The sequence below is a fragment of the Aureimonas endophytica genome, from assembly GCF_014642635.1.
Lineage (GTDB): Bacteria > Pseudomonadota > Alphaproteobacteria > Rhizobiales > Rhizobiaceae > Plantimonas > Plantimonas endophytica.
The window spans coordinates 25,307-51,223 of the sequence record NZ_BMIQ01000008.1 but is presented as its reverse complement, the minus strand read 5'-3'; the positions used below and the strand labels follow the sequence as shown (position 1 = coordinate 51,223).

The window sequence follows — 25,917 nt, the reverse complement described above, 5'->3', positions numbered from 1 at the left end:
CAGAGGTAACACATGACGATCGAGGCCGACATCCTCCAGGCGCTGCGGTCGCACCTGATCGCCTTCGCCCAGGCCCGGTCGCTGCCGATCGCCTTCACGAACACCGACTTCTCGCCGCCGCCAGACGGCAAATACCTGCGGGAGACGTTCCTGCCCAACGGCGTGGCGTCCCGGCTGATCCGAGCCCAAAGCCAGCGCCTCCAGGGCCTCTACCAGATCGATGTCATGTGGCCGCTGTCCTCCGGGCAGACCGCAGCCATGACGCTCGCCGGTGACCTCGCCTCGCACTTCGACGGCGATGATCGCCGCACCTATGCCAGCGCGTCTGTGCGCGTCACCGAACGCCCGGCCGTCGCTGGGCTCATGATCGAGGACAGCCGGGCCATGCTGCCCGTGTCCATCAGCTGGGAAGCGTTCAGCTAACCGGACCCGCCGTCCAACCACCAGGAGCAATCCAATGCCGCAGCTCTACCCGGTCGCGGGTAAGAAAATCTCGATCTCGACGACCTCCTTTGCCCTGCCGTCGACCGGTGACGTCGCCGCCGCGGACTTCTCGGCCCTCACGTGGACCGAGATCGCCGGATGGGAGACCGAAGGCGCCCATGGTGACAGCCGTGCGCTGATCACGACCCAGCTTATCGCCTATGCGCGCGATACCAAGACGGGCGGCACCAAGAACGCCGGGTCGATGCAGAACAACTTCGCCCTCGTGCCCGGCGACGCGGGTCAGGCAGCGCTTCTGGCGGCCGCGTCCACGAACGCCAACTACGCCTTTAAGATCGAAGGCAACGACAAGCCGACGGCCGGTGCCAGCCCGAAGAACTCCCTGGAGTATTTCGCCGGCCTCGTCATGGGTTTCAGCCGTCAGGGTGGCTCGGCCAACACCGTGCAGATGATCCAGTCCACCATCGAGATCAACACGAACGTCGTGTTCGTTCCGGCTTCGGCGTCCTGATCATGAGCGACACGAACAAGGCCACGGCCGCCGAAAAGGCCGCTCCGTCCGTCGACCTCGCCGACACCCTTGGCAACCCGATCGGCGTCACCGTGCGGCTCAAGGGTGCCAAGGAAACCGTCGATGCGGAGGAGGGCGAGACGAAGGAGCATCTTCGCCTGCGCACCATCGCCAAGAACATCGCGGGTGTGTCCACGATGGAGGTCGACGGCGAGCCCTGGACCTTCAGCCAGGAGCGCGCCCTCGCTCTGCTCCAGAGCCATCCGCATTTCGCCGACCAGATCGAAGCCGGCATCAAGAAGGGCTGACCCTTGGACATCAGCGCATTCCGCCGCGACAGTTCGAGCCTCGAGAACGGCATGTGGGTGGAGGCCATTCCGGGGCCCGACCTCAAGCCGATCGAAGGACTGTCGCTGAAGGTCCGCGGCACGGACTCGGACGCCTATGCCTTCGCGCTATCGCGCAAGCAGTTGGCCGCAGATGGCGCCGATCTGGAAGCCGACGGGTCGATCAAGCCGGAGGCCATGCTGCGCATCCGGCAGGAGCTTCTGCACGAGGTCGTGCTGCTCGACTGGAGCGGCCTGACCAGCGGCGAGGAGAAGGTCGGCTATGATCCCGATCTCGCCCGCCAGTGGCTTCTGAACCCCGACTACCGCGACTTCCAGGATCTCGTGCAGCGCGCGGCCGGGATCGCCAATCGTCGTGTCCGCGAGAAGACCGAGGCCGCGGTAAAAAACTGAGGGCGGCCGTCCGCTGGCAACTCGCTGGCGCGCACGGCCGCATGCCTCGCATGTCTCCCGGCACCGAGACATGGCTCTCGGCCTTCTGGGAGATCAGCTCCGAGCGTCAGATCGGGATGGGCCTCGGCCAGGTACCTGGTTCGGCTATCGACCGCTGGGCCGCCAAGCTCGGCGTCGCAGAACCGGGCATGTTCCGAGCCTGCATCCGGGCGATGGACGGGGTCTATCTCGACCACGCCAACAAGAGGCCGGACGAGGAAGACGTCATCATGCCGGAGCCGAGAAAGCCAGGAACGCTCGGATTCCTGCTGGCGACAGCGGGAAAATAGTGCTCGCAGGTGCCGACATCGCTCGTGAATTCGAAGCCTAGAAGCCACCCTGGTCGCATCGGCGTACGTCTTCTGCCCCGGCAATGTACTGACGATCGCTAGGCAACGTATTGGCGAGCAGCCGGCGGGCCTCGGGGCAGCGCGCGGTCATTTCCTGTTCATGCGACCAGTTCCGGTACTCGGCATAAGTCCAGACGCCAAACGCGACGATCGCGATCGTTGCGAGCGTAACCCCGAGCCGTTCCATCATTTGTTTCCATCCCTTGAGGCTCGCTTCGGCGGGCCTTTTCTACGAGGCCCATCATGGCTGAACTCGCTGCGCTTGGCTTGTCCGTCACGTCCGAACCGGTCGTGAAGGCGACCGCCGCGCTGACTGACCTGACCGGCGCTGCGGTGAAGACCGAGAGGGCTGTGGAAGACCTTGCGGTATCCGACAAGGCCCTGTCCGCCGGAATGCAGGCGCTGATCGCCGAGGTTCAGCGCGTCAACACTGGACTCGCCGGTCTCTCTGCAATCAGTGCGCAAACCGCCTCTGCAACGTCCGCCACCTCCATGGCGATCAACAAGCTCGGCGAGGCGATGCGGAAGCCTCGCGAGGAGACCGAAAACCTCGCTGCGTCCGTCGATAGCCTCCGGGCAAAGTATTCGCCACTCATTGCTGCCTCGCAGCAGTACCAAGCGGCACTGAAGCAGATCGCAGCTGCGGAAGCCGCTGGCGGTATCAGCGCGCGCGAGGCGGCGCAGCATCGACAGGCAGCAGCGGCAGCGGCCGAACGCCAGGCCAATGCTATGCCGCGATCTGGAACGCAGAGCGGCGGGAGTAGCGGGCGCGCACGGCTCGACTACCAAGGGCTCAGCTATCAGGCGAATGACGTCCTGACTATGGGGCTCATGGGCGCTTCGCCTTTCCAGATCCTCGCCAGCCAGGGCGGTCAGGTTTTCCAAACGCTCCAGCAGTCTGAAGGCGGTGTGCGAGGTGGCCTCAAGGCCATCGCGGCCGATGTCGGGTCAGCAGCAGCAGCCACCGCGTCTTTCCTCGGACCGCAGGGCATCATCGCTACGGGCCTTCTCGCGACCGGCGCGGCGGTTGCCTACTTCGCCACGCGGGTGACCGGCATCAAGCCACTCGAAGACGTGTTAAAGCGGCAAGCCGATGCCGTCCGCGACCTGCGTGATGCCTATAAGCTGACCGGAGACGCGGCGGAGGATTACAAGCGCCGCGCAACGGGCGCGATTGAGGAGGAAGCTCGCCGTTCGTCTGATGAGAGCCGCAAGCGGCTTCAGCAGGGCGTCGAGGATATTCGCGAGAGCTTCTTCTCCGCTTCGAGCGATCGCCAGAACAAAGTCAGCCCTGAGTTCGAAAGCGTTCGAGCGGCTGTCCTTGCGCTGATGCAGTCAGCGAAGAGTGGCTCGCCCGACTTCATCACACTTCGGAACACGCTGTCTGAGATCAGCCGAATTGATCCAGAGAAGGGTGGCATCTGGGACGCTTTCACCCGCGGCGATCTCGCGCGCGCCATCTTGGACGCGACCAAAGAACTCGTGCCACTCCAAGCTGGGCTTGACGCGGCGGCGCGGGCGGCGCGGGAGCTCGAACTCGGCAAGATCAAAGCCTCTCGGGAACGGTACGAAGATGCGCGCGAAGGACTGAATTCGTTCGTCCCGAAAACGCTGACGGATCGCGATCGTGTCAACCGAGCCTTCCAAGAGGAAATGGGGCGCATCGCGCAGTTGCGCGGCGTTAAAGGCGACGAACAAGAGGACCTGCGCACTGACGCTCTCCGTCGCCAGAAAATGGCTCTTGAGGATATCGACAAGCGCGAGCAGACGATCCGCGACGGTCGGGCGCTCGACATCGCTGGTCTCGGCCGCCTCAGCGCGGAAGAGCAGCGCCGGCTGGCGATCCTGCGGGAACGGAATGCGCTCGAAGGCGATACGTCGCTCAGCGCGGCCGATAAGGATCGCCGTGCGCAGGCGGCGGGCGAGGTGGCCTATGCGCGGGCTGTCCAGCAGTCGAACGACGCGGCCCGCCAGCGCGCGCAGGGGATGCGGGACGAAGCCGATGGACTGGTGCTGCAGCTCTCCCTGATCGGCAAGACCGCCGAGCAGACTGCGCGCGCTACGGCCGAGTTCAACCTGCTTCGGGCGGCACGCGATGCCGCCTATCAAGAGAACCGAGACATCAGCCAAGCCGAACTTGATGCGATCCAGAAGCAGGTCGACCTCGTCGGGCAGCTTGCTCGCGTCGAGGCGGAACGGCGGCTGGCAACGGATGCGACGGACCGGCGGAAGTCGCTGTTCATGTCGGATCAGGACGCCACGATCTCGGCTTCGCTGAAGAATGCCGGCGTTGACCCGAACTCCGCCTTCGCGCAGCAATATGCGGCCTATGAGAAGCTGACCGACCGACTGCTCGCCTTCCGAGACCTGAACCGCGAGGTCTGGTCAGGTATTGGCTCCGAGATCATCAAGGGCGGTGATCCGCTCAAGAAGATCGGCGAGAACCTTCAGAACGCCGCCGGCAAGCTGATCGACACGTCTATCCAGAACGTCGCTGACGGCCTCTTCCAGAACCTCCTGGGCAGTCTGAACCTCGGTCTCGATGGTCCGAAGCTCCCCACCCGGGAGACGGTAGGCCTCTCCCGCGACACAGCCATGTGGGTGCGCTCCGCAGACGGCTTCGGCGGTCTGGGCGCTTCGAGCGACGTTGAGCGTCGCCCGCTCGCGCCGCTGAACGATAACGGCAAAGGCGATCGCGTCATCGACAGCGCGACGGCCCGCGTGTCGAGCGCTTTCGACGTCACGGGTTTGCCTAAGGATCGCCGGCAGGTCGCTGAATACATCGCCCAGGCTGCGGCGTTGCGAGGCATCGACCCGGCTACGGCGCAGCGCGTCTTCAAGCAGGAGAGCAGCTTCAATCCGTTCGCGACGAACATCTCGTCTCGCGAGGAGAGCTATGGCGTCACGCAGCTGAACGCCATGGGCGGTCTGGGCGCCGTCGCGCTGAAGCAGGGCATCAACATCCGCGATCCGAACACTTGGCGCCAGCAGGTCGATTTCAGCCTAGACACCGTCCAGAAGGACGGTTGGCGGCAATGGTACGGCGCGCGCGACGTCGGTATCGGTCGCTGGGACGGCATCAACCGCAACGGTGGCGAGATCACGAAGGACCCGTTCCAGGCCTCATCGAATGCGCTTGCGGCGGACGCTTCGACCTTCCAAGCCGGCTTCGCTTCAACCCTGAACGACGGCCTGCTGTCCGGCATGGGCCAAGCAGTCGACTCGTTCGCCCCCGGCTTCGGAGGGGTGCTGCAGAACCTTCTGCGGGCCGTGCAAGGCGGCGGAAGCGGTGGCGGCGGTGGTCTTCTGAGATCGCTCTTCGGCGGCGGAGGCATCAATCTAGGAAGCGGCATCTCAGCCGGGGCGCAGGCCTCGATCCTCGGCGGCGCGTCGGGTCTCTTCGCAGACGGCGGCTATACCGGCTTCGGCGGCATTCATGAGCCTGCCGGCGTCGTCCACCGCGGCGAGGTGGTCTGGAGCCAGCGGGATGTGGCGCGTGCCGGCGGCGTGGCAGTGGTTGAGGGCATGCGGCGCGGTATGCGTGGCTATGCTGAGGGCGGCTATGTCGGAGGTGGTGGACCGGGGCTCAGCGTTGGCGGGGCTAAGGTCAATCTCGTCGTCAACAACTTCGGGAATGCCAACGTCGAAGCGACGCAGAAGCAGGATTCCAACGGCGAAACCTCGATCGAACTCGCGATTGATCGCGTCCAGGCCTCGAACATCAACAAGCGCAGTTCGCGCACCTCACGCGCTCTGCGCGGCATGGGTGTCGACCAACCAGTGATGAAACGCTGATGGCAATTCCCGTGTGGCCTGCGTCTCTATCTCAGCGGATGGAGGCGCAAGGCTATCAGGAGGGCCAGGGGGACGGTCGGCTGCGATCGTCCATGGATGGCGGGCCGGGCAAGGTGCGCCAGCGATTTCGGCCTGCCCGTCCAGTTAGCGGCACGATCCTCATGACCGCAGCACAATTGGCAACCTTCCGCGCCTTCGTAGATGGCGACCTTGCCGGCGGCTCCCTGCCGTTTCAGTTCCCTGCGCAGAGTGCTTCGGGCGTGTGGCTGGTTCGTTTCGCGGACAGTATGCCGACATGGTCGACCTATGGCGTCCCTGGGGCTTGGCGCGTCTCACTCTCGCTGGAGATCTTGCCATGAGGACGCTGTCGCCGGAGTTCATCGGCGCGGTCTATGACCCCGAGACGGACGAGGCCGTGGTGGTCCTCCTCACCATCACCCACGCGAGCCTCGACGCGCCGATCCGCGTCTCGAACCACAACACGGTGCGGATTTCGGACGATCCGGTCCGCTATGCCACCCTCAGTCGGGGACAGACTTACGAGTTCCTCCCTTTCAGCCTGTCGCTGCCGGAGGAGGGCGACGACGTCGAACCGGCTATGCAGATCACGATCGAGAACGTCAGCCGCGAACTGACGCCGCTCATCTCCAGCATCACAACGCCGCCAGGCGTGCTGGTCGAGCTCGTGACGGCCAGCCATCCCGACGTCGTCGAGGTGCCGTTTCCGGACTTCGAGATGACGTCGGCGGAGATCGACGCGGGGAGCGCGGTCCTGTCGCTGTCGCTCGACGCGCTGACGCAGGAGCCGTTCCCCGGCTACGACTTCACGCCGTCGAACGCCGGCGGCCTGTGGTCGACCGTCTGATGTCCCGGCCAAATGAGAAGGCGCGCCGTCTCGGTGAGGCTGTCGGAACTGCTTCCGTCTTTCTTGCCCGCTGGACGATCAAGGGTGTCGCGATCGGGATTGGCGTCGCGCTCGGGCAGGTCATCCTCTGTGCGATGACCGGCGGTCCGCATTGAGCGCCTTTGATCCGTTCGTGGGGCTCCCCTGGCTTGATCGCGGTCGAGACCCGGCCGGGTGCGATTGCTGGGGTCTTGTGCGATTGGCGCTGGCATCGCGCGGCGTCGATCTGCCAAGCTACGACGGGCGCTATCGCGACACCTCGGACAAGGCGGCGATCGGCGGCCTCATCGCCGACGAGCGCGATCCGTGGCGACCGATCCGTGTCGGCGCCGAACGGCCGTGGGATCTCGTCCTCATCCATCAGCGCCCCTGGCATGTCGGCCTCGTCGTCGGGGCTGGCTGCATGCTGCACATGCCGCACGATCAGACCAGCTGCATTGAGCCTTATTCGACCTTCCGTTACGGCCCTCGCATTGAGGGCTTCTACCGCCACGAGGCGCTCGCCTAGATCATGAATGCCATCGTCAAAGCACCGCTGACGGGCGAGATCCTCGCGCCGGAGCAGATGCTCGTCGTCAGCGCGGCGATGCATCCGCTGCGCATGGAGGCGCGGACGGTGCTCGTTCTGGCCGGCTCGTCGGTCGCCGAGATCGTCGAGGCCTGCGAGCGCGAGTGCGAAGTGAGCCGCCTCGCCGCCGGCGCCGACGTGAAGATCGACGGCGAGATCGTGCCGCGCGACATGTGGGGCAAGGTGCGCGTCAAGCGCGGCCATGTGCTCGTGCGGGCGGTTGCTGGCAAGGGCGTCGGCAGCATCCTCAAGGCCGTGTTTTCGATCGGCCTTTTGGTGCTCGGCTCCGTGCTGACCGCCGGCGGCCTGTCGCCGTTTCTCGTCGGCGTCATCACCGCCGGCGTCGGCCTCGTCGGCACGCTGGCGCTCAACGCCCTGTTTCCGCCTGCCTCGACCAAGGCCGACGTCCCGAAGACAGTCTATTCGATTGGCGGGCCTCGGAATGAGGTCTCGAAGTGGGAACCGATCCCCGTCGTTCTCGGCGACGTCCGCATGGCCGGCAAGTACGCCGCCGCGCCGTATACCGAGTTCGTCGGCGATGAGCAGTTCGTGCGCGGCGTCATCGTTTGGGGCGTCGGGCCGCTCGACATCAGCGAGCTCAAGTTCGGCGAGACCCTCGTCTCCGACTATGACGACGTCGAGTTGCAGACGCTGTCCGGCTATCCGGGCGAGACGCAGACCCTCTATCCTGGCCAGGTCGTGCCCGACAGCATGTCGGTGCAGATCACCAAGAAGGACAGCCCGATCAAGCGATCGACGGCCGAGGATGCGATCGAGATCCAGTTCGACCTCGTCGCGGAAGCCGGCATCTACAATTTGAACAAGAAGAAGGGGACGAAGGACCGCCTCGTCGTGAAGGGGAGCGCGATCCTCTACCAGTACGGGACGCAGAACGTCGTCGCGACGATCCCTTGGGATATGAGCGACAACGACGCGGACCCCAAGCGCGAGACCTATCGGTTCACGGGCCTGCCGGGCAATGCGCAATACGACCTCGCCATCGTCCGTGACACGCAGGACTATGACGACGACGAGCAGGACGACATTGCCGACAACATCACGCTGACGGCCATCCGCACGTTCCGCAACGCGCCTGCGACCTCGTTCGAGATCCCGGTCGCGATGACGGCGTTTCGGATCAGGGCGACGAAGCAGCTGAACGGCGTGCCGGACAATTTCACGGCTCGGGTGAAGACGATCGGGCGCTCGTGGAACGGCACCGCCTGGGTCGACGGCCAACGCCCGCGCAATCCCGGCGATCTCGGCCGCCTCGTGTTGCAGGGGCCGGGCAATCGCCGGGCGCGCTCGGACGCGCAGGTCGACCTGCTAGCGCTCCAGGCCTTCGCCGACCGCTGCCGCGCCAAGGGCTTCACCTTCGATATGGTGCGCGACTTCCGGGCGAGCGTCTTCGAGACGCTGCGCGACGTGTTCGCTGCCGGGCGGGGGGTGCCGATCCTGCGCGATGGGAAGTGGTCCGTCGCCTGGGAGACGAGCGATGCGCCGATCGTCCAGCATCTGACGTCCCGCAACACCTGGGGCTTCAAACGCCGGCAGACGTTCAGCCGGAAGCCGCACGCCCTCCGGGTCAAGTATCAGGACCGCGACAAGGGCTGGATCGAGGACGAGCGTCTCGTCTTCAACGACGGCTTCACGAAGTCGAATGCGACGCTCACCGAGCAAGTCGAGTTCCCCGGCGTCACCGAGCGCGGCCTCGTCCAGAAGCACGGGCGCTACCGGCTGGCCGAGTTCGAACAACGCCCGGCCATCATCACCGTCTCGGTCGATATCGAGCACCTGCGCTTCAACAAAGGTGATCGCGTCTATCTCGCAGTGCCAGACCTGCTGATTTCGCAATCTGATTTCCGGGTGCGCGCGGTCAACGGGCAGATGGTGACGCTGGACACGCCCGTGACGATGGTCGCCGGCGAGAACTATGCCGCTCAATTCCGGCTTCGGGGCGGCACGAGCCTTATTCGCGAGGTGATCACGCAAGAGGGTGTGCACGACACGATCACTCTTGTCGGCAACGGCGCCGTGCCATCCGCTGGAAACGGACGCTCTGCAGGTGACCTTGGCAGCTTCGGGCCAGCAGGAAAGGCGGCGGGCGTCTACCGCGTCAAGGAGATCCGCTCCGGCCAGGACCTGTCGGCCGAGGTCGACCTCGTCGACGATGCGCCGGCGATCGAATATGCCGACACGCAGCCGATCCCCGAATACGACAGCGGCATCGTCGCGCCGATCGATCCGGCGACGCTGGCGCCCTACGGGCTGAAGGTCACCGAGCGGACCGAGGTCTCCGGCGGAGTGCCGACCTATATCGCCAGCGTCCTGTGGCAGACCTATACCAAGGCGACGATCAGCTATTTTATCGTCGAAGCGACGTCGCAATACGGGCGCGTCCTGCGCGCCGACCCCACGACGCTCCAGACGTCGTTCGCGAACCTTAGCCCCGGCCGCTGGACATTCCGCGTGCGGTCCGTTCTGACGAATGGGCGACTGTCGGCGTGGTCCGAGCCGCTGCTGAAGTCGATCGCTGGTCAGTATCGCTCGGCGCCCGACCCTGTGAACTTCGCTGTCTCGCCGCTCGGCGACGTCGCCAACCTCACCTGGGATCAGCCGGACGAGCCGGTCGCCGCGTCTGAAATCCGATACACGCCTGCGACGTCCGGCGCGGAGTGGGCGAGCGCCGTGCCGATCGCGACTGGGCTGCTCGGCCTGTCGGCGCAGGTGCCGTTCCAGAGCGGGACATACCTGCTCAAGCACATCTCCTATGGCGGGATCTATTCGGCCGCCGCGGCGAGCATCGTCATCACCAACGCCGGCCTCATCGCGCGCAACGTGGTCGAGGAGGTGTTCGAGATGGCGCCGTTCACCGGCGACCATCAGGGCACGGAGCAGGTCGATGCGACGCTGCGGCTCGCAGCTGCGTTCGACCCGTTCTCGGTGCCGGACATCTTCGCCTACGGCGACGCCTTCCTCGGCGACAAGGGCTATATGGCGACCGGCACATACACCTTGCCGGACGTCACCGATCTCGGCGAGGTCCACACTTCCCGGCTGACGGCGGAGGTGGTCGCGCAGGGCCTCAATTCGCTCGCGGACGTGTTTGGGTATCCGGACATCTTCGCGGTCGACGACGTCTTCGGGGTCGAGCCGTCCGACTGGACGGTCGACGTGCAGGTCTCGACGACGACGGGCGACCCGGCGCAAGGCGACTGGTCGGACTGGTCGCGCCTCATCATGGGCGATTACACGGCGCGCGCCTTTCGGTTTCGCCTCGTCCTCGCGGCGACGGCGTTTGGGGTCACGCCGGAGGTCTCGCTGTTGCATGTGACGATCGACATGCCGGACCGGATCGACGCCGGGCGCGACGTCATCGTGCCGACCGCCGGCAAGCGTGTCTCGTTCGCCCCGCCGTTCCGGGTGGTCGATGGCCTCAGCCGGAGCGACCAGAACTTGCAGCCAGGCGATCGGGCGATCGTCACCAATCTCGGCCCGACCGGCTTCGACATCTCTTTCCAGAACAGCAGCGGCCAGGCGGTGCAACGCACCTTCGATTGGGTCGCCAAGGGCTACGGCAGACGGATCATCTGATGGCGCAGGCGACAGCAGACCAGAGATTGCTCCCGACGAGCGGCCCCATGGCGCCGATCATCACCGAGCTCCAGGCCAACCTCGAAGCCATCTACTCGCAATCCAGCGGCAGCACGGCACCGGCGAGCCCGGTCAAGGGCATGCCCTGGCTCGACACGACCACGGCGGCCAAGCCGCTGGTCAAGATGTACGACGGCGCGGCATGGGTCGTCATCGGCTCGATCGACCCGACGCTGCACACGTTCAAACCGGACGCGCAGGCCTCCGCGCTGCTCAAGGCTTACAATTCGCCGGATCTCGCCGGCCTCAGCCTTCTCACGGTGACCCTGCCGGCGGAATATTCGATGTTCCGGGTCAAGATTGTCGGGATCGCGCTGACCGCCGACGGCGTGATCCGCCTTCGGTGCGGGCCTGCCGGCGGATCGATCCATTCGGGCGCCAGCGACTACGCCTTCCAGGTCTATGGCAGGAGTTCTGTCGACGGCGCGGTGTCGGCCAACGGTGTCGCGAGCTCCGCCGACATCGCCGGCGCGGGTGGAAACGACGATCTGTCCGTTGATCTGACGCTGACCGATGGCGGCATGGGTGGGCGGTGGCGCGGCGCGGCTACCGTCGTCGGCAAGACCGGCAGCGGCGGTGATTACGCTCACTCGCGCGGCTTCCTCTGCAACCCGACCGGGGTGAAAAAGCAGTTGCAGTTCATCTTCACGCAGCCGGTCGTGTCCGGAAATATCCGCATCTACGGGGAGAACTGATGCCTCTGTACCAGATGGTCGATGGCGTGCGCGTCGAGATGACCGACGACGAGGAGGCCGCGTTCATCGGCGACGCCCCTTCCGATCCGGACTCAAGCTCCGGCGTCACGGCCTTGATCCCGGTCTTTATGCTCCGTCAGCGGATCGAGAAGCTGGGCATGTGGGACGATTTCGCGGCCTATCTCGCCCAGAACCCGGCCGAGATGCTGAAGGTCCTCACCCTCGAAAACGGCGTCGACCCTGCCTACCCGGCGATCGCCGCCGCCTTCCAAGCCATGTCCGTCCCGCAGGCTGCGCGGGACTATATCCTCGCATCGCCGTCCGTGGGGGTCCCGGATGTCCAACTCGCCGCTTAACGACGACGACACGCTGATGGCCTTCAAGGCCAAAGGCGATGGCAGGCAGCGGGCGTTCCCCGTCAGCTGGAAAACGCTCAAGTCCGCAATCCTAGCGCTCGTGCCGGCCAGCCAAGACTTCAGCCCTGCGATTGCTGCCGAACAGAAGGCCCGCGCGACGGCCGACAGCACTCTTTCGGACGCCGTTGCGGCCGAAGCGCAGAAGCGGGCCGCCGGCGATCAGGCGAGCGCGGATGCCATCGCGGCCGAAGCGAAGGCCAGGGCGGACGCGGTCAGTGCGGAAGCGAAGGCGAGGGGTGATGCCGACGCCGCCTTGGGGACTCGCGTCAAGGCGATCGAGGATAAGCCGCTCATCCGCATCGAGCGCTATACTGGCGTGGTCACCGGCTCCGCTGGCCTCGCGACGATCGACATCGCAAAGCCCTTCACCGCGCCGCCGATCGGCGCCGTCGTCACGACTTGGGTCGGCTCGCAGATGATCACCGGCACGGTCACGGCGACCATGAAGAGTTCGGCCATCGTGCAGGTCATGAAATCCGTCGCCACCGTGCTCATCGGCGCCTCGCCCTTCGGGGTCGCCCCGGCCGGGACACCGGTCACGATCGAGCTCATCGGCTACTGACGCCACCCTCCCACCACCCGATCCACCATCGCCCGCCTTGAGCGGGCTTTTTCATTCCGTCATCGACCGATATGGACGCCCGACCACGTGAGCGGGCTCCATGATCATCGACCGGCGGCATCTCCTCCAATCTATCGCCGGAGCGCTCACCATGGCCCGTGCCGCCGCACGCATCGCCGCCAATAAGTCTAAGGTCGCCAGCTATATCGGAGCGGGGATCATCCTCCCCGGCGGCGCGACGCCGACGATCAACAGCGTGACGATTTCGGTCGTCACCTCCGGGGCCTCCTGGGCTGCGCCGCGTTACGGCGACGTCTTTGAGGCGATCGTGGACGCCGTTGGCCTCAGCGCGGACGTCTATCCGATCTATTCGTGGCGCGCCGGGCCGCAGGGCACTGCGCCGCAGTCGCGGCAGTCGATGGGCGAGTTCGAAAAGCGCCTCTACGCGATCGACTCCTTCAACGGCCTGACCTCGCAGGTGTCCGTCTCGCTCTTCTCGAAGAGTCAGAACAAGGTCATTTTCGGCCCCGTCCACAGTATCGAAAGCGGCATCTTCTCGGGCGCCATCGACCTGCTCGACGGCTTCAACGGCCCCCTTTCCGAGTATGCTCTTGGCGGTGCAACGCTCAACGCGACGATCCTCACGTCGGGCCAGTTGGAGGGCGCCGGAATGCTCCACTGGGAGGGCAACGGCCTGCCCAGTGTGACCCCGCAAATCACCAAGAACACCGCGCTCAATATCGACCCGAGCGTCTACAAGAACATCATGATGGCGCTGGATCTCCAGTCGGAGAAGAGCCAGAGCCAAGTGGCTCTGGCATTCGGCCGCTCCGGCACCTACCAGTATTTCAGCCCCACGAGCCTCGGAAATGGCTGGCCCACGGGCAAGCGCGTCGTCGGCTCCAGTCAGCTCGAGTGGAATTTCCCCGCCTCCCATAAGGGCGTGGCGGCGACGACTTTCCGAACGAACCTGTCTTCGCAGCAGTCGCCCTACAACACCCGGCTCAACTTCGACGCTCTGATGGGCGCCAAGACCGGCTTTTGGCTCTTCGTTCTGAGCTTCGATGACGGTTTCCGGGACTCGTACGATAAGGCCTTCCCGCTGATGCAGGAGGCCGGTCTCGTCGGTCAGCTTTATCTGCCGTGCGGTCCGGGGCAGCGTATCGGCAACGACGAGCAGGGCGAGGGGCGCGTTAGCGACAAGCTATTGGTGTCGGAGGTCCGCAAGCTCTTCAACGCTGGATGGGCGGTTGGCATTGACGGGACGCAAGACGACCTGCCGATGACCGGCAAGACGATGGCCGACGTCAAGACGGGTATCGACACGATGCGGTCTTGGCTTACCGGCCTCGGCTTCCCCGACGACCATACCCGGGACCTATGCTATCCGAACGGCTACTATCGAGGAGACGCTGTGGGTTCCTTGCCGGCGGCGACCGGCGTCCCGATCATGGTCACGGATGGCACGGCGGTCGTCAAATTCCGAGACGCGGGCAATGCCAATGACGTGACGCTCAACGTCCCGAATGGCTGGACTTGCCGCGGGGCCAACATCCCCGATGGCGTGACGGTCGCCTCGGGCGGCGGCTCGGCGGTCTCCACAGTGACGCTTTCGCAGGCAATCCCGGCGCAGGCAAAGGCGGCGGATTTCATCGACAAATCGCTGCTCTACTATCCGCCGGCCATGCGCAACTTCCTGCGCGACCAATGCGGCATCCTGTCGGCCCGTACGACCGAGCAGGCGCTGTGGATGACGCGAGGCGGCCCTGGCGATCTGGCCCTCAATTTCCCGAGCTTCACGACCTCCGGGAAAAACTACTCCGACATGTTGCCCAACCTCAACATCCTCGAAAACGGCGGCTACACCGGCGGCTGCTACATCCACCAGCTGACGTCTACGGCCTCGGGTGGAATCAACTTCAACATCGACGAGTTCAAGCTTCTCCGCGACTGGCTCGGCAACGGACAGGCGCAGGGCAAGGGTAAGGTCGTGACCATGCCGACGCTGCGCCGGATGCACTGGGCCTCGACCGTCGCCAAGATGCTCGCGGCCTGACATCAACCCTCTCCCGTCTTCCACAGGCCGTCCACAGGGGCGGCCTTTCTCTTTGGTCCCTCCCGATGCGTCTCATCCCTGATTGGCGGCGCGTGCTCGCGCGCGCCTGGTCGATCCGCTTCAACGCGCTCGCCTTCTTGCTCTCCATGGCCGAAGTCGCGATCAGCTACCTCAACGGCTACCTTCCGATCCCGCCGGGCGCCTTCGCCGCGCTCGCCGGTCTGATCTCGGGCGCGGCGTTCGTGGCTCGCCTCGTCGCGCAGCGGGGGATCACCCGATGCCCGTGAGGATGGATCGCATCCGCGCCGCTGGTAGCTCCCGGCTGACCGCCGGCGTGGCGGGCGCCGCGCTCATGGGGCTCGCCGTCTCCGTCGTCGGCGGCTACGAGGGCGTGCGCTACAAGGCCTATCTGCCGACGCCCAACGACGTGCCGACGATCTGCTTCGGCGAGACGCGCGGCGTGCGCATGGGCGACACGGCGACGCCGGCGCAGTGCCGCGACATGCTGGGGCAGGGGCTCAAGGATTTCGCGGCGGCGATCGAGGTCTGCATGGTCTCGCCGCAGACGATCCCGGCCAAGACCTATGTCGCCTCACTCTCTCTCGCCTACAACATCGGCCAGACGGCCTTCTGTCGGTCGACGGTCCTCCGCAACCTCAACGCAGGCAAGTGGCGCGACGCCTGCGATGCGTTCCGGGCCTGGAACAAGCAGGCGGGCCGCGTGCTGCAAGGGCTCGTCAACCGCCGCGAAGACGAGCGCCGGCTGTGCCTTGAGGGGCTGCAATGATCGGCGCCTTCAAAGCGCTGGGCGACCTCGCCAAGGTCATCATCGGCTTTCTCGGCGGTTGCCTCCTCGCCTGGGCCGCCACCTACGCCTATGCGTCCTGGCGAATGGTCCCCGAGGCGAAAGAAGCCGGGGCGCTCGAAGAACGGCTAGCGTGGACCGAGGAGCAAAATCGCGCCCGCGCCAAACTCGAAGCCGATCGCCAAGCTGCTCAAAGCCGAGTGGATGAGATCGAGCGCGCCTATCACGAGCGCGACCAAGCGCGGCAAGCCGACATGGCCGAACTGGAAGAGGCCCTTGCGGCTGAGAGAACCAATGCGACACCCATCCCGACGCCGAGCCCCGGCGCTCCTTGCTCTTGCCGTCCTGCCGTGTCTCGGGGCGTGTCAGAGCGTCTCCAGAACATTGGTCGAGCCGCCGCGCCTCGCGACCGTCCCGCAGGTGCTCAAGCTCCCATGCGGTGATCCGGTGGCGATCCCGCAACGGGATCTGACCTCGGAAGAGGTGGCGCGGTTGTGGGGCCGCGATCGACAGGAACTCGGCATCTGCCGGGACAGGCATGGGGCGCTCGTCCGGGCGTCCGAAGCAATCGCAGCGCAGGGCGGCCAGCCGTCCGCCAAATGAAAGAGGCGAGGCGTCGTGCAGGATAATATCGACCTTCTCCGGAAGGACCACACCGCGCTCGCCTCCAGTGTGTCCATCCTCGTGAAGGAAGTCAGCGACCTCAAGATCGAAAAGGCGGTCGACGTGGAGCGAGACAAAAACCTTCAGGAGCGACTAACCAGGATCGAGAAGAGCATCGATGCACTCAGAGACATCGGGAAATGGGCGCTCACGTCCTTCGTCGGCGCCCTCATCGCCGCTATCGTCACGTTCGTGGTCAAAGGCGGACTCAGCGGAGGACCGCCGGGAACGTGACTGGACGGGGCCGCTTAAGGCGTTTCTCGGCACGGTCGCGGCGCTCTCGGTGCTCTACAGCTTCTTTATGCTCGGTCCAGCGCTGGAGACGCGATATTTCCCGGTCGTCTCGAAGCTCCACATCACCGAGGTCGACCCGGTGTCCAAGGGCATCAGCCTCGTCAGGGTCGAGTTCGGCAAGCTGCGGGATTGCGAATATCTCGGCATCGCTTGGTACGTCGGCCCCGAGGCCGGCGCCTTCGAGCGCGTCTCCATGGTGCCGATCCGTGATCAGGACGACACCTCGGCGCCTTCGCGACCTGTCGGCGTTCACCGCGCCGGGCCGTGGCGCGTGACGATCGACGCTGAGCAGGTGAGGGGCAAGAGCTACGTCAAAGCCTATCACCGGTGCCACCCTTTTTGGGTGACGACCTCAGACTTTTACCCGTGAGGTCCCCGACCTCGGGTCCAGCCTGTCCGGCCACTCCGGTGGTCGCCAGCCGGCGAGCATCCACTCCATGACGCGCCCGGCGATCGGGTTGAGCGGCCGGTCGGATGAGGCATCCTCCCAGTAGCGCACCGAGCGCTCGGCCGAATCGAGGATGCGGGCAAGTTGCGAGATGGAAAGGCCCAGCGTCTGCCGGGCCTCCTTGAATTCAGCGGGGGTCATTACCAGGCGCCACCAACCCACGGCGCGAAAGCCTCATTGAAGCGCTTTTCGTGCTCTGCAGCATACGCTTCAAGAAAAGCTTGCTCGGTCTCCATGCCCTGGGCATGAAGCTCTTCGCGCAGATCGTCGTCCATGAGGTTGACGGCGGCGTCGAAATTGATGCTGCGACCGTTGATGTCGGTAACAGTGGTCATTTCAGCTACTCCATTTTGGCGGGCTCTATTGCCCTGCTGACAACCAAAGATATAGGCACATTGTGCCTATGTGTCAACGGCTATTTTGGGTCGATGCGCTGGTATTCGAACCACGTTGACTCCCCGCGCACCGTCGCGCGGCCGGTCTCCTCAAGGCTCTGCCGCATCGCCTCCGCGTCTGCCTCCGTCAGATTGTAGCGGACATACCGGATGAGGTGATCGAGATCGATGACAGCCGCCTCGCGGCTCCCGCCTTTCCAGTGCTCCGTGATTTTGATCTGCATCGCCGGGCCCTTGCCGAATCGCTCCGTCTGTTCTCTCTCCGTTCTATGAGCCGGAGCCGATATCACAAGAGCGCCACGCTGGCGCAGTATCGCGACTGGAGACAGATCGCGACCGTCTCGTGCAACCTCTGCCGGGGCAAGCGGCACTATCTGCCGGCAGATCTGATCGAGCTCCTCGGCGACATGGAGACGGAGCATCTGGAGCGCCGCATGCGGTGCGAGGCGTGCGACCGCAACGACTATCTGCACGTCCGCTTTTGGTCGCCGATCGCAGGAGACGACTACCCGATCACCATCCGCCGGCTGGAGCGGGTCGAGACGATACGGCGGCCGGTGTGGAGGGATGAGCGGCGGGGGTGATGCAAAAAATCTGCAAAGTCGCATATTTCAGGATGCCGACGATCCCTGCAACCGATTGTCGATGCTGATGATTTAGGCTATGTCAGACCTCGGGTCGATTCCCCTGCTAAGGGCGTATACGGGAAACCGTATCGAGGGTTCGAATCCCTTCTTCTCCGCCATTCCGACAATCAAGCAATTCGATCGTTGCCTGCCGTCGCCTGTGCGACGAGTATGGACGCGCCGCTTGGTCGCGCCGATGCGTGAGACCACGGAGAACGAGGCGGAAGGATCGCTGCTCGTTGAGCGTTGACCGGCCGCGCGTCGCCTTATCGGCCGCTTTCGCGCGCGAGAAGCGCCTTACGCTCGGACAGCGCTTTCGCGATGGCGAGGGTCAGCCGGCCGAGGCAGACTCCGATGGCCGCGCCGAGGGCCTTGTAGGAGGCGTCGGCGAGCTGCGGATGGCGGCTCGCGGAGAGATATTGCAGCGTCTCGATGCCGAAGGCAGCCAGCGGAAGCAGGATGAGTAACGCGAGTCCGCGCTTCGGATAGGCGAGGGCGAAGGCGGCGCCGAGCAGCGCGAAGGCCAGCGCGCGGTCCAGATTGACCGTCGTCTCCGTCGGCGGACGCAGCCCGATCGGGCAGACGGTGACGAAGACGATCGCGGCGATCATGCCCCAGGCGACGAGCTTTGAAAGATGCGCGAGACGAACCATGCGGTGATCATAGCCGGTGAGAAGTTGTCATCCAGTTGTCGCAATGCATCGCTGCCATGCAGCGATCCGACGGCGCGGGCAGTGCCCAGGCAAGAGTTCGTGATCTCGGCGGTGAAGTCGGCTGCCCGATCGGGCGCCAGCCTCTTTCCAACAATCGCGGTTGGTGACGCGCGCGACGGGACATTGAAGATCGATGTCCATGCCTTGGAAGGCACTGAGGATCTCGCAGCGAAGTCTTAACGTCACCGAGGGAGAAATCGGTGCGCGGACAAGCAGGATGGCGCCAATCCTACCGCCGGCATGCTAGCTTGGCGTGACGCTTTCGAGAGCCTCGTGGCGAGACCGAGGAAGCTCGGTTGCCGCATCGGTCGGGGTCGCGCCCGAATTCGCAAGCCCGTCGTCCGATCGGTGGCCGCGTCGTTCGCCATCCGGTCTCGTCCGTCGCGGAGCAGGCATGGTGCCGCAGCTGTCCACCGATCCTCGACCGTCCACGGCCTTGATGGGCTTGCGGGCGCTGGCGCCGATCATGATCTTCACCAGCCACTGGACGGAAGGGCTGATCGACAATCCCTTCTACCAGCAGCAGCTGAGCATTGACCTCTTCTTCGCCGTGGAGGGGTTTCTCGCCGCGAGCCTCCTGGAGCGGGAGGGCCAGGAGGCGCCGCTCCGCAGGCTCGTGGGGCAGCGGGTGGCGAAGATCTATCCGCTCTATCTTCTTGGCCTGCTTCTCAGCCTCGGCTTCGCGGCGCTCTTCGCCGCGATCGGTTTGCCCCTCTGGCCGGCCGACGTGCTGCGGGGGGCCGTCGTCTGGAACAGCGTCCTGCTGCCGAGCTTCGCCGATCCCGTTTTCGTATTTCCGCTCAATCCGCCGACCTGGGCGATCGCCCTCGAAATCTATGTCTTCGTCCTGTTCTGTGCCCTGCGGCACCGGCTGAACCTGCCGGCGCTGGTGGCCATCACCGGCCTGTCGGCGGGCCTCTGCCTGCTTCTGTCGGTCTTGGCGCGCGATCCGAATATGGGGTTCGGCCCGCAGTCCTATTGGGGCGGCTATCCGCGCTGCCTGTTCGGCTTCTTCGTCGGCGTGCTGCTGCATCGGATCGTGCGGCGCTGGAGAGCCGTCCTGCCGCACCTTCACCCGCTGCTGATCTGGGGCGCGTTCCTCGGCATTCTCAGCCTCAGGGTCCATGCCATCGGCTTGCCACTGCTCGTCACCGCCGTGCCGCTTCTCGTCGGGCTCGCGGCGCTTGCCAGCGAGCCGGCCTGGTTGCGCCGACTGGGGCAATGGAGCGGCCAGCGCGCCTATGGCCTCTATCTTCTCAGCTATCCGATCCTCGTCGGCTTTCACGGCGCGGTGGCGAGCTTGGGCCTCACCCCGCAAGGACTTGGCCTCCTCGCCTATTATCTCGTTGTCCTGGCGACGATCGTGCTCGCCGCGCATGCCACGGTCGGGCTGCCGGATCGGGTGTCGCGGTTCTTCAAGGGAACGCGGCCGGACCTCCTGACCCGGCGCTCGCCTTGAAGGTGCATCGGGGCCGGCGCCGCCGGCCCCGCGATCGTCAGGCGAAGGGGCGCGCGGCCGGCGCCGAGGCGCCATGCGCGGCGAAGGCCGGCGTGAAATCGGGCGCCAGGATGCCGCGCGCCTCGGCGAAGGCGATCAGCGCCGCGCGGGCGGATTCCGTGCCGGCCCGACCGTTCATCGCCGACCGGCAGGCTTCGAGAGCTCTGCCATGCGCGGGACCGCGCAGGCCCGCCGGGCAATTGTCCAGGAAGACGAAGGCCTGAGTCGGCGAGGCGACGGGACGGGGCACATTCACCCCGACATAGATCCAGACAGGCTCCTCGAACTGATCGGGCTTCACGGCAATCTCCAGAACTCGTTGGCCATGCGATCGCGGACGCGAACGTGAGAAGGGTTCTGGCGCCCGGCGGCGCGGCTTCAAGACGGCGACAGGCGACGGCGGAAAACTGAACCGATTGAAATATTTGGCCGGGCTGGCGAAAGCGCTGTCCGATCGGCGCCGCGCTCCTGTCCGGCCCCATGAGACGCGCGGTCGCCGGACCATCGAGGCCGCGACCGGGGCGATGCGCCGTGCCCCGCCGATCCTTATCGCCGGGTTGCGCAGGGCCTTGCCCGCTTAGCGATTGGTTCAGTGCGTTCGCGAGACACCAGCCTCGGTTAATGCCGGAAGGGCATCGATTAACCATTCCTTAGCAACGAAACATGTAGCTTTTCCGGGATGGGTTGAAGTCCCGGCCGAGCTCCGAACCGAGGCCGGTGGGACGAATGGGTGAACCGCCCGACGGAAGAAGGATGCTGATGCGACCGTCCGATCTCAACGTTTCGGGGAAGATCGGCCTCGCATTCGCTGTTCTGGTCGTCGGTGCCGGATGCATGGGCTTTGCGATGCGTCATGAGATGCAAAGCGCCGGCTCGGCTTTCGAGCGGAGCGGCGCCTATTCCGAAATGATGGCCGCCGTCGAGTCGGCCCGGCAGGCGACGAGCGCCGGCGAAAGCGCGCTGCGCGGCTTCCTCGCGACGCAGGACGCGCCGCTCGCCGCCGAGGTCCGGCGCGAGGGCGAGGTCTTCGGCTCGGCCGTCGCGCGGCTGCGGGATCTTGGCGCCGGCGATGCCGAGGCGGCGCGGGCCGTCGACGGCATCCAGAACGCGATGGCCGAATGGCGGGCGAATGTCGGGGAACCGATCCTTGCCGCCGCCGCGAGCGACGCGACCTATGCCGACGCGCTGTTCGTGATGAAGTCGGGCACCGATGCCAAGCATGGCGCGGCCGTGGCGCGGGCGATCGACGAGGTCGCCGGCCTGATCGCCCGCCGGGCCAACGCCGATCGCGCGAGCCTCGCCTCGGCGGGCGGGCGGCTGGATGTCGCGCTCTATGCCGGCCTCGGCATGGTCGCGGTCATGGCGCTCGGCCTCGGCTTTCTTCTGGCGCGGGGCATCGCGCGTCCGTTGCGCGGGCTGGGGCAGGCGCTCGAAGGCGCCGAGAACGGGGCGGCGCCCTTCGCCGCGCGCGGCGACGAGATCGGCAAGGTGGCGCGCGCGATCGAGGGCTTCCGCCAGACGGTCGCCGACCGCGCCTCGGCCGCGCAGGACGCCGAGCGGGCGCGCAGCGCGCAGGCGGTGGCGGACAGCGAGAGGGTCGTCGCGGCGCAGGCGCGGGCGGAGGACATTCGCGGCTTCCTCACCGCCATCCAGACTGGCCTGGAACGGCTCGCCGCCGGCGATCTGACCGTGCGCATGGACCCGGCGGCGACGCCCGAATTCGAGCCGACGCGGGCGAAGTTCAACGAAAGCATCGTCGCGCTCGAAACGACGATGACGGCCGTGGTTCAGGCGATCGGCTCGATACGGGTCGGGCTGGACGAGATCCACGTCGCGACCGACGATCTTGCCCAGCGCACCGAGCAGCAGGCCGCCTCGCTGGAACAGACCGTCGCGGCGCTGTCCGAAGTGGCGCGCGGCGTCCACGCGGCGGCCGAAGGGGCGAGCGAGGCGCATGAGACGGCGCTGACCACCACCGAGACCGCCGATCGCAGCGGCGGCATCGTCACGCGGGCGATCGCCGCGATGTCGGAGATCGAGGAATCGTCGAGCCGCATCGGCCGCATCATCGGCGTCATCGACGAGATCGCCTTTCAGACCAATCTTCTGGCCTTGAATGCCGGGGTGGAAGCCGCCCGGGCCGGCGAGGCGGGGCGCGGCTTCGCCGTGGTGGCGCAGGAAGTGCGCGGCCTTGCGCAGCGCTCGGCCGACGCGGCCAAGGAGATCAAGACGCTGATCTCCGCCTCCTCCTCGCAGGTGGTGCGGGGCGTCGAGCTCGTCACCGCCTCCGGCGACAGCCTGGCCGAGATCGTCGCCCAGGTCGGCGACATGGCGAATGTCGTTTCCGAGATCGCCCGCACGGCGGGCGAGCAGGCGGTGAGCCTGAAGGAGATCGCCACCGCCTCCGACCAGATGGACAAGGTCACGCAGCAGAATGCCGCGATGGTCGAGCAGACGACGGCGGCGGCGCAGGACCTTTCGATCGAAACGCGCGAGCTGTCGCGGCTCGTCGCCCATTTCAAGCTGCAGGCCGGCATCGAGCCGCCCCTGGCGGGGCGTCGGCGGCCGCGTCCGTCCGCCGCCCGACCGGCGGCCGAGACCGGCCATCACGCCGGGGAGCCGGTGCCGCAGCTGCGCCATGCCGGACGGGGCGCGGTCCCCCGTTCGGTGTCCCGATATGCCGAGGAAAGCTGGGAAGACTTCTGATGCCCCCACGCAAGCCATCGACTCGCGGCACCGCGAGCTACGACCTGCCGGCCGTTCTCGACATCAAGGCGGCCTCGCTGCTGCATCACGAACTGAGCGGGCTGCGCGGCAAGCCGGTCAGCTTCGACGCCTCGCAGGTGCAGCGCCTCGGCGGCCAGTGCCTCCAGGTGCTGCTCGCCGCCGTCGCGGCCTGGAAAGCCGACGGCAAGGCGATCACGGTCGGCACGTCCTCGAAAGGCTTCGAAGAGGGGCTCGCCCTCCTTGGCTTCACTGTCGAAACCCTTTTGGCCCAGGAGGCCTGACCCATGGCTCTGACCATTCTGACGGTCGATGATTCCCGCACGATGCGGCAGATGCTGTTTCAGGCGCTGAACGGGGCGGGCTTCAACGTGGTGCAGGCCGAGGACGGCGTGCATGGCCTGGAAGTTCTGGACGGCATGGACCTGCCGGACGTGATCGTGACGGACGTCAACATGCCGCGCATGGACGGTCTGGAATTCATCGAGCATGTGCGCGCCGATGCCGAGCGCCGCGCCATCCCCATCCTGGTGCTGACCACCGAAAGCGATGCCGAGAAGAAGGCCCGCGCCCGCCGCGCCGGCGCCACCGGCTGGATCGTCAAGCCCTTCGACCCCGTCAAGCTCGTCGACGCCATCAACCGCGTCGCCGCCTGAGCCGCAAGCCGACCGGCCCGGTCGGCATCCAATCCGTCCCGAAAGCAGCGCCGGCCAGGGCAGCGCCGGCCTCTTCGGGATCTTCAATCGACGTGACGTCAAGGGAACTCGTCATGGATGCGATGGCAGAAATTCGGCAGACATTCTTCGAGGAATGCGCCGATGGCCTCGGCGAACTCGAAGCCGGTCTCCTCGCCATGGAGAACGGCACGGCCAATTCCGACACGGTAAATGCCGTGTTCCGTGCCGTCCATTCGATCAAGGGCGGCGCCGGCGCCTTCAATCTCAACGAACTCGTGCAGTTCGCCCATATCTTCGAGACGACGCTGGACGAGCTGCGCTCGAACCGCATGGCGGCGACGCCGGACGTCCTCAAGGTCATGCTGCGCGCGGCCGACGTTCTCGCCGATCTCGTGACGGCGGCGCGCGACGGCGGCACGCCGAACGCGGCCCGGACGGCGAGCGTGACGGAGGAGCTGACGGCGCTGGTCGGCGGCAAGGCCGGCGCGGCCCCGGCCGCCGCCCCGAGCGCCAGCTCCGAGGTCGTCTATGACGACGGCATGGACGGGCTCGATTTCACGCCGGTCTGCGTCGATCTCTCGGACATGTTCGGCGGCGACGGGGCGTCCTCCCGCTTCCGCATCACCTTCAAGCCCCGGGCCGAGCTCTACGAGAAGGCCAACGAGACGTCGCGCCTGATCCGCGAGTGCCTGGCGCTCGGCAGCGGCATGGTGTCCTGCGACGTGAGCGAGCTGCCGGCCTTCGGCGAGCTCCAGCCCGAGGGCGCCTATCTCGCCTGGACGATCGATCTGACGACCGCCGCCGAGGAGCGCGCGATCCGCGAGATCTTCGAATTCGTCGAATGGGACTGCGACCTGACGATCGAGGCGGTCGAGGCGGGGGCCGATGCCGGCGAGATCGACGGCGCGCTGGCCGCGCTTCTCGCGCAGATCCAGGCCGATTCGCCGAGCCACGGCATCACCGACGACGATGACGACATGCCGGTCGTCACGGCCGCGCCGGCCCCCGCGCCGGTGGCCGCCGCCGCGCCCGAACCGGCCGCTTCCGCGCCGGCTCCCGCCGCGACGCCGGAGCCGCCGCGCGCCCGCGCCGCGCCGGCCGCGGCGTCCGCCGAAGGCGCCGGCGGGCAGGCGCCCGCCACGATCCGCGTCGATCTCGACCGCGTCGATCGCCTGATCAACCTCGTCGGCGAACTGGTGATCCATCAGGTCATGCTCTCGCAGCGCGTCGCCCAGGCGGGCCTCGCCCGCGCCTCCGACGTCGCCATGGGCATGGACGAGCTGGAGCAGCTGACGCGCGAGATCCAGGACAGCGTCATGGCCATCCGCGCCCAGCCGGTGAAGTCGGTCTTCCAGAAGCTGCCGCGCCTCGTGCGCGAGGTCGCCGACATCACGGGCAAGCAGGTCCGTCTGGTGACGGAAGGCGAGTGGACCGAAGTCGACAAGACCGTCATCGAGCGCCTGTCGGACCCGCTGACGCACATGATCCGCAACGCCATCGACCACGGCGTCGAGGTGCCGGAGAAGCGTCGCGCCGCCGGCAAGTCGGAAGAGGGCACCGTCCGCGTCGCCGCCATGCACCGCTCCGGGCGCATCGTGATCGAGATCTCGGACGACGGCGCCGGCATCAACCGGGCCGTGGTGCGCAACATCGCGGTGACGAAGAACCTCATCCCGGCCGATGCCGTCCTCACCGACGAGGAAACGGACAACCTCATCTTCCTGCCGGGCTTCTCGACCAAGGACGTCGTTTCCGAACTGTCGGGCCGCGGCGTCGGCATGGATGTCGTGAAGCGCTCGGTACAGGCGCTCGGCGGGCGCGTCTCGATCTCCTCGCGGCCGGGCGAGGGCTCGGTCTTCACCATGAGCCTGCCGCTGACGCTCGCCGTCCTCGACGGCATGATCGTCACGGCCGGCGAGCACACGCTGGTCGTGCCGCTGACGGCGATCATCGAGACGCTGAAGCCGAAGCCGGGCGAGGTGCGCAATTTCGGCCGCGGCCAGCGGGTCATCTCGGTGCGCGACCACTTCCTGCCGCTCGTCGACGTCGCCCAGCGGCTCGGCTACCGCTACGACCAGACCGATGCCGAAGGCGGCGTCGCCATCCTGGTCGAGACGGAGAATGGCGGACGCTCCGCGCTTCTCGTCGATGCGATCCAGGGCCAGCGCCAGGTCGTGATCAAGAGCCTGGAAACGAATTACGGGCATGTTCCTGGTGTGGCCGCCGCCACCATCCTCGGCGATGGCCGCGTCGCTCTCATTCTCGATATCGACGTCGTCGCCGCGACGGGTCGGTCCGAGCAGCACTATTCCGGCATCAACCTCCAAGCGGCGGAGTAAT

30 protein-coding genes are annotated in these 25,917 nt (G+C 66.2%); 25 read left to right on the top strand and 5 right to left on the bottom strand.

What is annotated here, in order from left to right; genetic code table 11:
• Nucleotides 1-12: 12 nt before the first annotated feature.
• Genes IEY14_RS20765 through IEY14_RS20745 form a run of 5 tightly spaced genes read left to right on the top strand, consistent with a single transcriptional unit; the run spans nucleotide 13 to nucleotide 2,024 of the window.
• Nucleotides 13-423 carry a phage tail terminator-like protein gene (locus IEY14_RS20765; protein ID WP_188911935.1) on the top strand — a complete coding sequence of 137 codons (411 nt, stop codon included), beginning with the start codon at nucleotides 13-15 and terminating at the stop codon, nucleotides 421-423.
• Nucleotides 424-457: 34 nt separating this feature from the next.
• On the top strand, nucleotides 458-955 hold the full coding sequence (locus IEY14_RS20760) for a hypothetical protein (protein WP_188911933.1): 498 nt from the start codon (nucleotides 458-460) through the stop codon (nucleotides 953-955).
• 2 nt (nucleotides 956-957) lie between these two features.
• Nucleotides 958-1,263: a hypothetical protein gene (locus IEY14_RS20755; protein WP_188911931.1), complete on the top strand. Its 306-nt coding sequence runs from the start codon at nucleotides 958-960 to the stop codon at nucleotides 1,261-1,263.
• 51 nt (nucleotides 1,264-1,314) lie between these two features.
• A complete protein-coding gene (locus tag IEY14_RS20750) occupies nucleotides 1,315-1,695 on the top strand; it encodes a phage-derived protein YdaY family protein (protein ID WP_188911929.1) in 381 nt (126 codons plus the stop codon).
• Nucleotides 1,696-1,745: 50 nt separating this feature from the next.
• Nucleotides 1,746-2,024 (top strand): phage tail assembly chaperone, encoded by a 279-nt coding sequence (locus IEY14_RS20745; protein ID WP_188911927.1) that lies wholly within the window; start codon nucleotides 1,746-1,748, stop codon nucleotides 2,022-2,024.
• A 37-nt stretch (nucleotides 2,025-2,061) separates the two neighbouring features.
• Here IEY14_RS20745 and IEY14_RS20740 read toward each other — a convergent pair whose 3' ends face one another.
• Complete coding sequence (locus tag IEY14_RS20740) at nucleotides 2,062-2,274, bottom strand: hypothetical protein (protein WP_188911925.1); 213 nt, start codon at nucleotides 2,272-2,274, stop codon at nucleotides 2,062-2,064.
• Nucleotides 2,275-2,327: 53 nt separating this feature from the next.
• Here IEY14_RS20740 and IEY14_RS20735 point away from each other — a divergent pair, with 53 nt between their 5' ends.
• The 13 genes from IEY14_RS20735 to IEY14_RS20675 all read left to right on the top strand — a co-directional run bounded on the left by IEY14_RS20735 (nucleotide 2,328) and on the right by IEY14_RS20675 (nucleotide 16,866).
• Nucleotides 2,328-5,879: a phage tail length tape measure family protein gene (locus tag IEY14_RS20735; protein ID WP_188911923.1), complete on the top strand. Its 3,552-nt coding sequence runs from the start codon at nucleotides 2,328-2,330 to the stop codon at nucleotides 5,877-5,879.
• A gap of 355 nt (nucleotides 5,880-6,234) precedes the next feature.
• Nucleotides 6,235-6,744 (top strand): DUF1833 family protein, encoded by a 510-nt coding sequence (locus IEY14_RS20730; protein WP_188911921.1) that lies wholly within the window; start codon nucleotides 6,235-6,237, stop codon nucleotides 6,742-6,744.
• A gap of 172 nt (nucleotides 6,745-6,916) precedes the next feature.
• A complete protein-coding gene (locus IEY14_RS20725; protein ID WP_280515064.1) occupies nucleotides 6,917-7,291 on the top strand; it encodes a C40 family peptidase in 375 nt (124 codons plus the stop codon).
• A gap of 3 nt (nucleotides 7,292-7,294) precedes the next feature.
• Entirely contained in the window at nucleotides 7,295-10,945 is a 3,651-nt protein-coding gene (locus IEY14_RS20720; RefSeq protein WP_188911917.1) for a phage tail protein, read from the top strand.
• Between the two features lie 47 nt (nucleotides 10,946-10,992).
• The gene (locus IEY14_RS20715) at nucleotides 10,993-11,700 is read left to right on the top strand and encodes a hypothetical protein (protein ID WP_188911915.1); all 708 of its coding nucleotides are present in this window, start codon (nucleotides 10,993-10,995) and stop codon (nucleotides 11,698-11,700) included.
• 14 nt (nucleotides 11,701-11,714) lie between these two features.
• Complete coding sequence (locus IEY14_RS20710) at nucleotides 11,715-12,056, top strand: hypothetical protein (RefSeq protein WP_210318515.1); 342 nt, start codon at nucleotides 11,715-11,717, stop codon at nucleotides 12,054-12,056.
• Nucleotides 12,037-12,678: a hypothetical protein gene (locus IEY14_RS20705; RefSeq protein WP_188911911.1), complete on the top strand. Its 642-nt coding sequence runs from the start codon at nucleotides 12,037-12,039 to the stop codon at nucleotides 12,676-12,678. Before IEY14_RS20710 ends, IEY14_RS20705 begins: the two co-directional genes overlap by 20 nt.
• Nucleotides 12,679-12,778: 100 nt before the next feature.
• The gene (locus IEY14_RS20700; protein WP_188911909.1) at nucleotides 12,779-14,734 is read left to right on the top strand and encodes a polysaccharide deacetylase family protein; all 1,956 of its coding nucleotides are present in this window, start codon (nucleotides 12,779-12,781) and stop codon (nucleotides 14,732-14,734) included.
• 65 nt (nucleotides 14,735-14,799) lie between these two features.
• The gene (locus tag IEY14_RS20695; protein ID WP_188911907.1) at nucleotides 14,800-15,021 is read left to right on the top strand and encodes a DUF7940 domain-containing protein; all 222 of its coding nucleotides are present in this window, start codon (nucleotides 14,800-14,802) and stop codon (nucleotides 15,019-15,021) included.
• Complete coding sequence (locus tag IEY14_RS20690; RefSeq protein WP_244639612.1) at nucleotides 15,012-15,521, top strand: lysozyme; 510 nt, start codon at nucleotides 15,012-15,014, stop codon at nucleotides 15,519-15,521. Before IEY14_RS20695 ends, IEY14_RS20690 begins: the two co-directional genes overlap by 10 nt.
• Complete coding sequence (locus tag IEY14_RS20685) at nucleotides 15,518-15,982, top strand: hypothetical protein (RefSeq protein ID WP_188911906.1); 465 nt, start codon at nucleotides 15,518-15,520, stop codon at nucleotides 15,980-15,982. The genes IEY14_RS20690 and IEY14_RS20685 overlap by 4 nt, the downstream gene beginning before the upstream one ends.
• Nucleotides 15,983-16,157: 175 nt before the next feature.
• Entirely contained in the window at nucleotides 16,158-16,436 is a 279-nt protein-coding gene (locus IEY14_RS20680) for a hypothetical protein (RefSeq protein ID WP_188911904.1), read from the top strand.
• A gap of 49 nt (nucleotides 16,437-16,485) precedes the next feature.
• Nucleotides 16,486-16,866 carry a hypothetical protein gene (locus IEY14_RS20675; RefSeq protein WP_188911902.1) on the top strand — a complete coding sequence of 127 codons (381 nt, stop codon included), beginning with the start codon at nucleotides 16,486-16,488 and terminating at the stop codon, nucleotides 16,864-16,866.
• Here the strand turns inward: IEY14_RS20675 and IEY14_RS20670 are convergent.
• On the bottom strand, nucleotides 16,849-17,085 hold the full coding sequence (locus IEY14_RS20670; protein ID WP_188911900.1) for a helix-turn-helix domain-containing protein: 237 nt from the start codon (nucleotides 17,083-17,085) through the stop codon (nucleotides 16,849-16,851). The genes IEY14_RS20675 and IEY14_RS20670 overlap by 18 nt on opposite strands.
• Nucleotides 17,085-17,279: a hypothetical protein gene (locus tag IEY14_RS20665; RefSeq protein ID WP_188911898.1), complete on the bottom strand. Its 195-nt coding sequence runs from the start codon at nucleotides 17,277-17,279 to the stop codon at nucleotides 17,085-17,087. Before IEY14_RS20665 ends, IEY14_RS20670 begins: the two co-directional genes overlap by 1 nt.
• Before the next feature lie 215 nt (nucleotides 17,280-17,494).
• Here IEY14_RS20665 and IEY14_RS20660 point away from each other — a divergent pair, with 215 nt between their 5' ends.
• Complete coding sequence (locus tag IEY14_RS20660; RefSeq protein ID WP_188911897.1) at nucleotides 17,495-17,923, top strand: hypothetical protein; 429 nt, start codon at nucleotides 17,495-17,497, stop codon at nucleotides 17,921-17,923.
• Between the two features lie 308 nt (nucleotides 17,924-18,231).
• Here the strand turns inward: IEY14_RS20660 and IEY14_RS20655 are convergent, their stop codons facing one another.
• Entirely contained in the window at nucleotides 18,232-18,618 is a 387-nt protein-coding gene (locus IEY14_RS20655; protein WP_188911895.1) for a VanZ family protein, read from the bottom strand.
• On the opposite strand from IEY14_RS20655, the gene IEY14_RS20650 reads away from it, so the two are divergent.
• Together IEY14_RS20650 and IEY14_RS20645 are read left to right on the top strand one after the other, a co-directional pair.
• Nucleotides 18,601-18,858: a hypothetical protein gene (locus tag IEY14_RS20650; RefSeq protein WP_188911893.1), complete on the top strand. Its 258-nt coding sequence runs from the start codon at nucleotides 18,601-18,603 to the stop codon at nucleotides 18,856-18,858. The two genes, IEY14_RS20655 and IEY14_RS20650, sit on opposite strands and share 18 nt — an antisense overlap.
• 214 nt (nucleotides 18,859-19,072) lie before the next feature.
• A complete protein-coding gene (locus IEY14_RS20645) occupies nucleotides 19,073-20,137 on the top strand; it encodes an acyltransferase family protein (RefSeq protein WP_188911891.1) in 1,065 nt (354 codons plus the stop codon).
• Between the two features lie 37 nt (nucleotides 20,138-20,174).
• Here IEY14_RS20645 and IEY14_RS20640 read toward each other — a convergent pair whose 3' ends face one another.
• Nucleotides 20,175-20,477, bottom strand: coding sequence for a DUF982 domain-containing protein (locus IEY14_RS20640; RefSeq protein WP_188911889.1), 303 nt, complete (start codon nucleotides 20,475-20,477; stop codon nucleotides 20,175-20,177).
• Between the two features lie 545 nt (nucleotides 20,478-21,022).
• Between IEY14_RS20640 and IEY14_RS20635 the strand changes: the two genes are divergently transcribed.
• The 4 genes from IEY14_RS20635 (at nucleotide 21,023) to IEY14_RS20620 (ending at nucleotide 25,916) form a co-directional block, all read left to right on the top strand.
• The gene (locus IEY14_RS20635; RefSeq protein ID WP_188911887.1) at nucleotides 21,023-22,882 is read left to right on the top strand and encodes a methyl-accepting chemotaxis protein; all 1,860 of its coding nucleotides are present in this window, start codon (nucleotides 21,023-21,025) and stop codon (nucleotides 22,880-22,882) included.
• Nucleotides 22,882-23,184, top strand: coding sequence for an STAS domain-containing protein (locus IEY14_RS20630; RefSeq protein WP_188911885.1), 303 nt, complete (start codon nucleotides 22,882-22,884; stop codon nucleotides 23,182-23,184). The genes IEY14_RS20635 and IEY14_RS20630 overlap by 1 nt, the downstream gene beginning before the upstream one ends.
• A gap of 3 nt (nucleotides 23,185-23,187) precedes the next feature.
• Entirely contained in the window at nucleotides 23,188-23,556 is a 369-nt protein-coding gene (locus IEY14_RS20625) for a response regulator (RefSeq protein ID WP_188911883.1), read from the top strand.
• Nucleotides 23,557-23,669: 113 nt separating this feature from the next.
• Complete coding sequence (locus IEY14_RS20620; protein WP_188911880.1) at nucleotides 23,670-25,916, top strand: chemotaxis protein CheA; 2,247 nt, start codon at nucleotides 23,670-23,672, stop codon at nucleotides 25,914-25,916.
• Nucleotide 25,917: the final 1 nt, after the last annotated feature.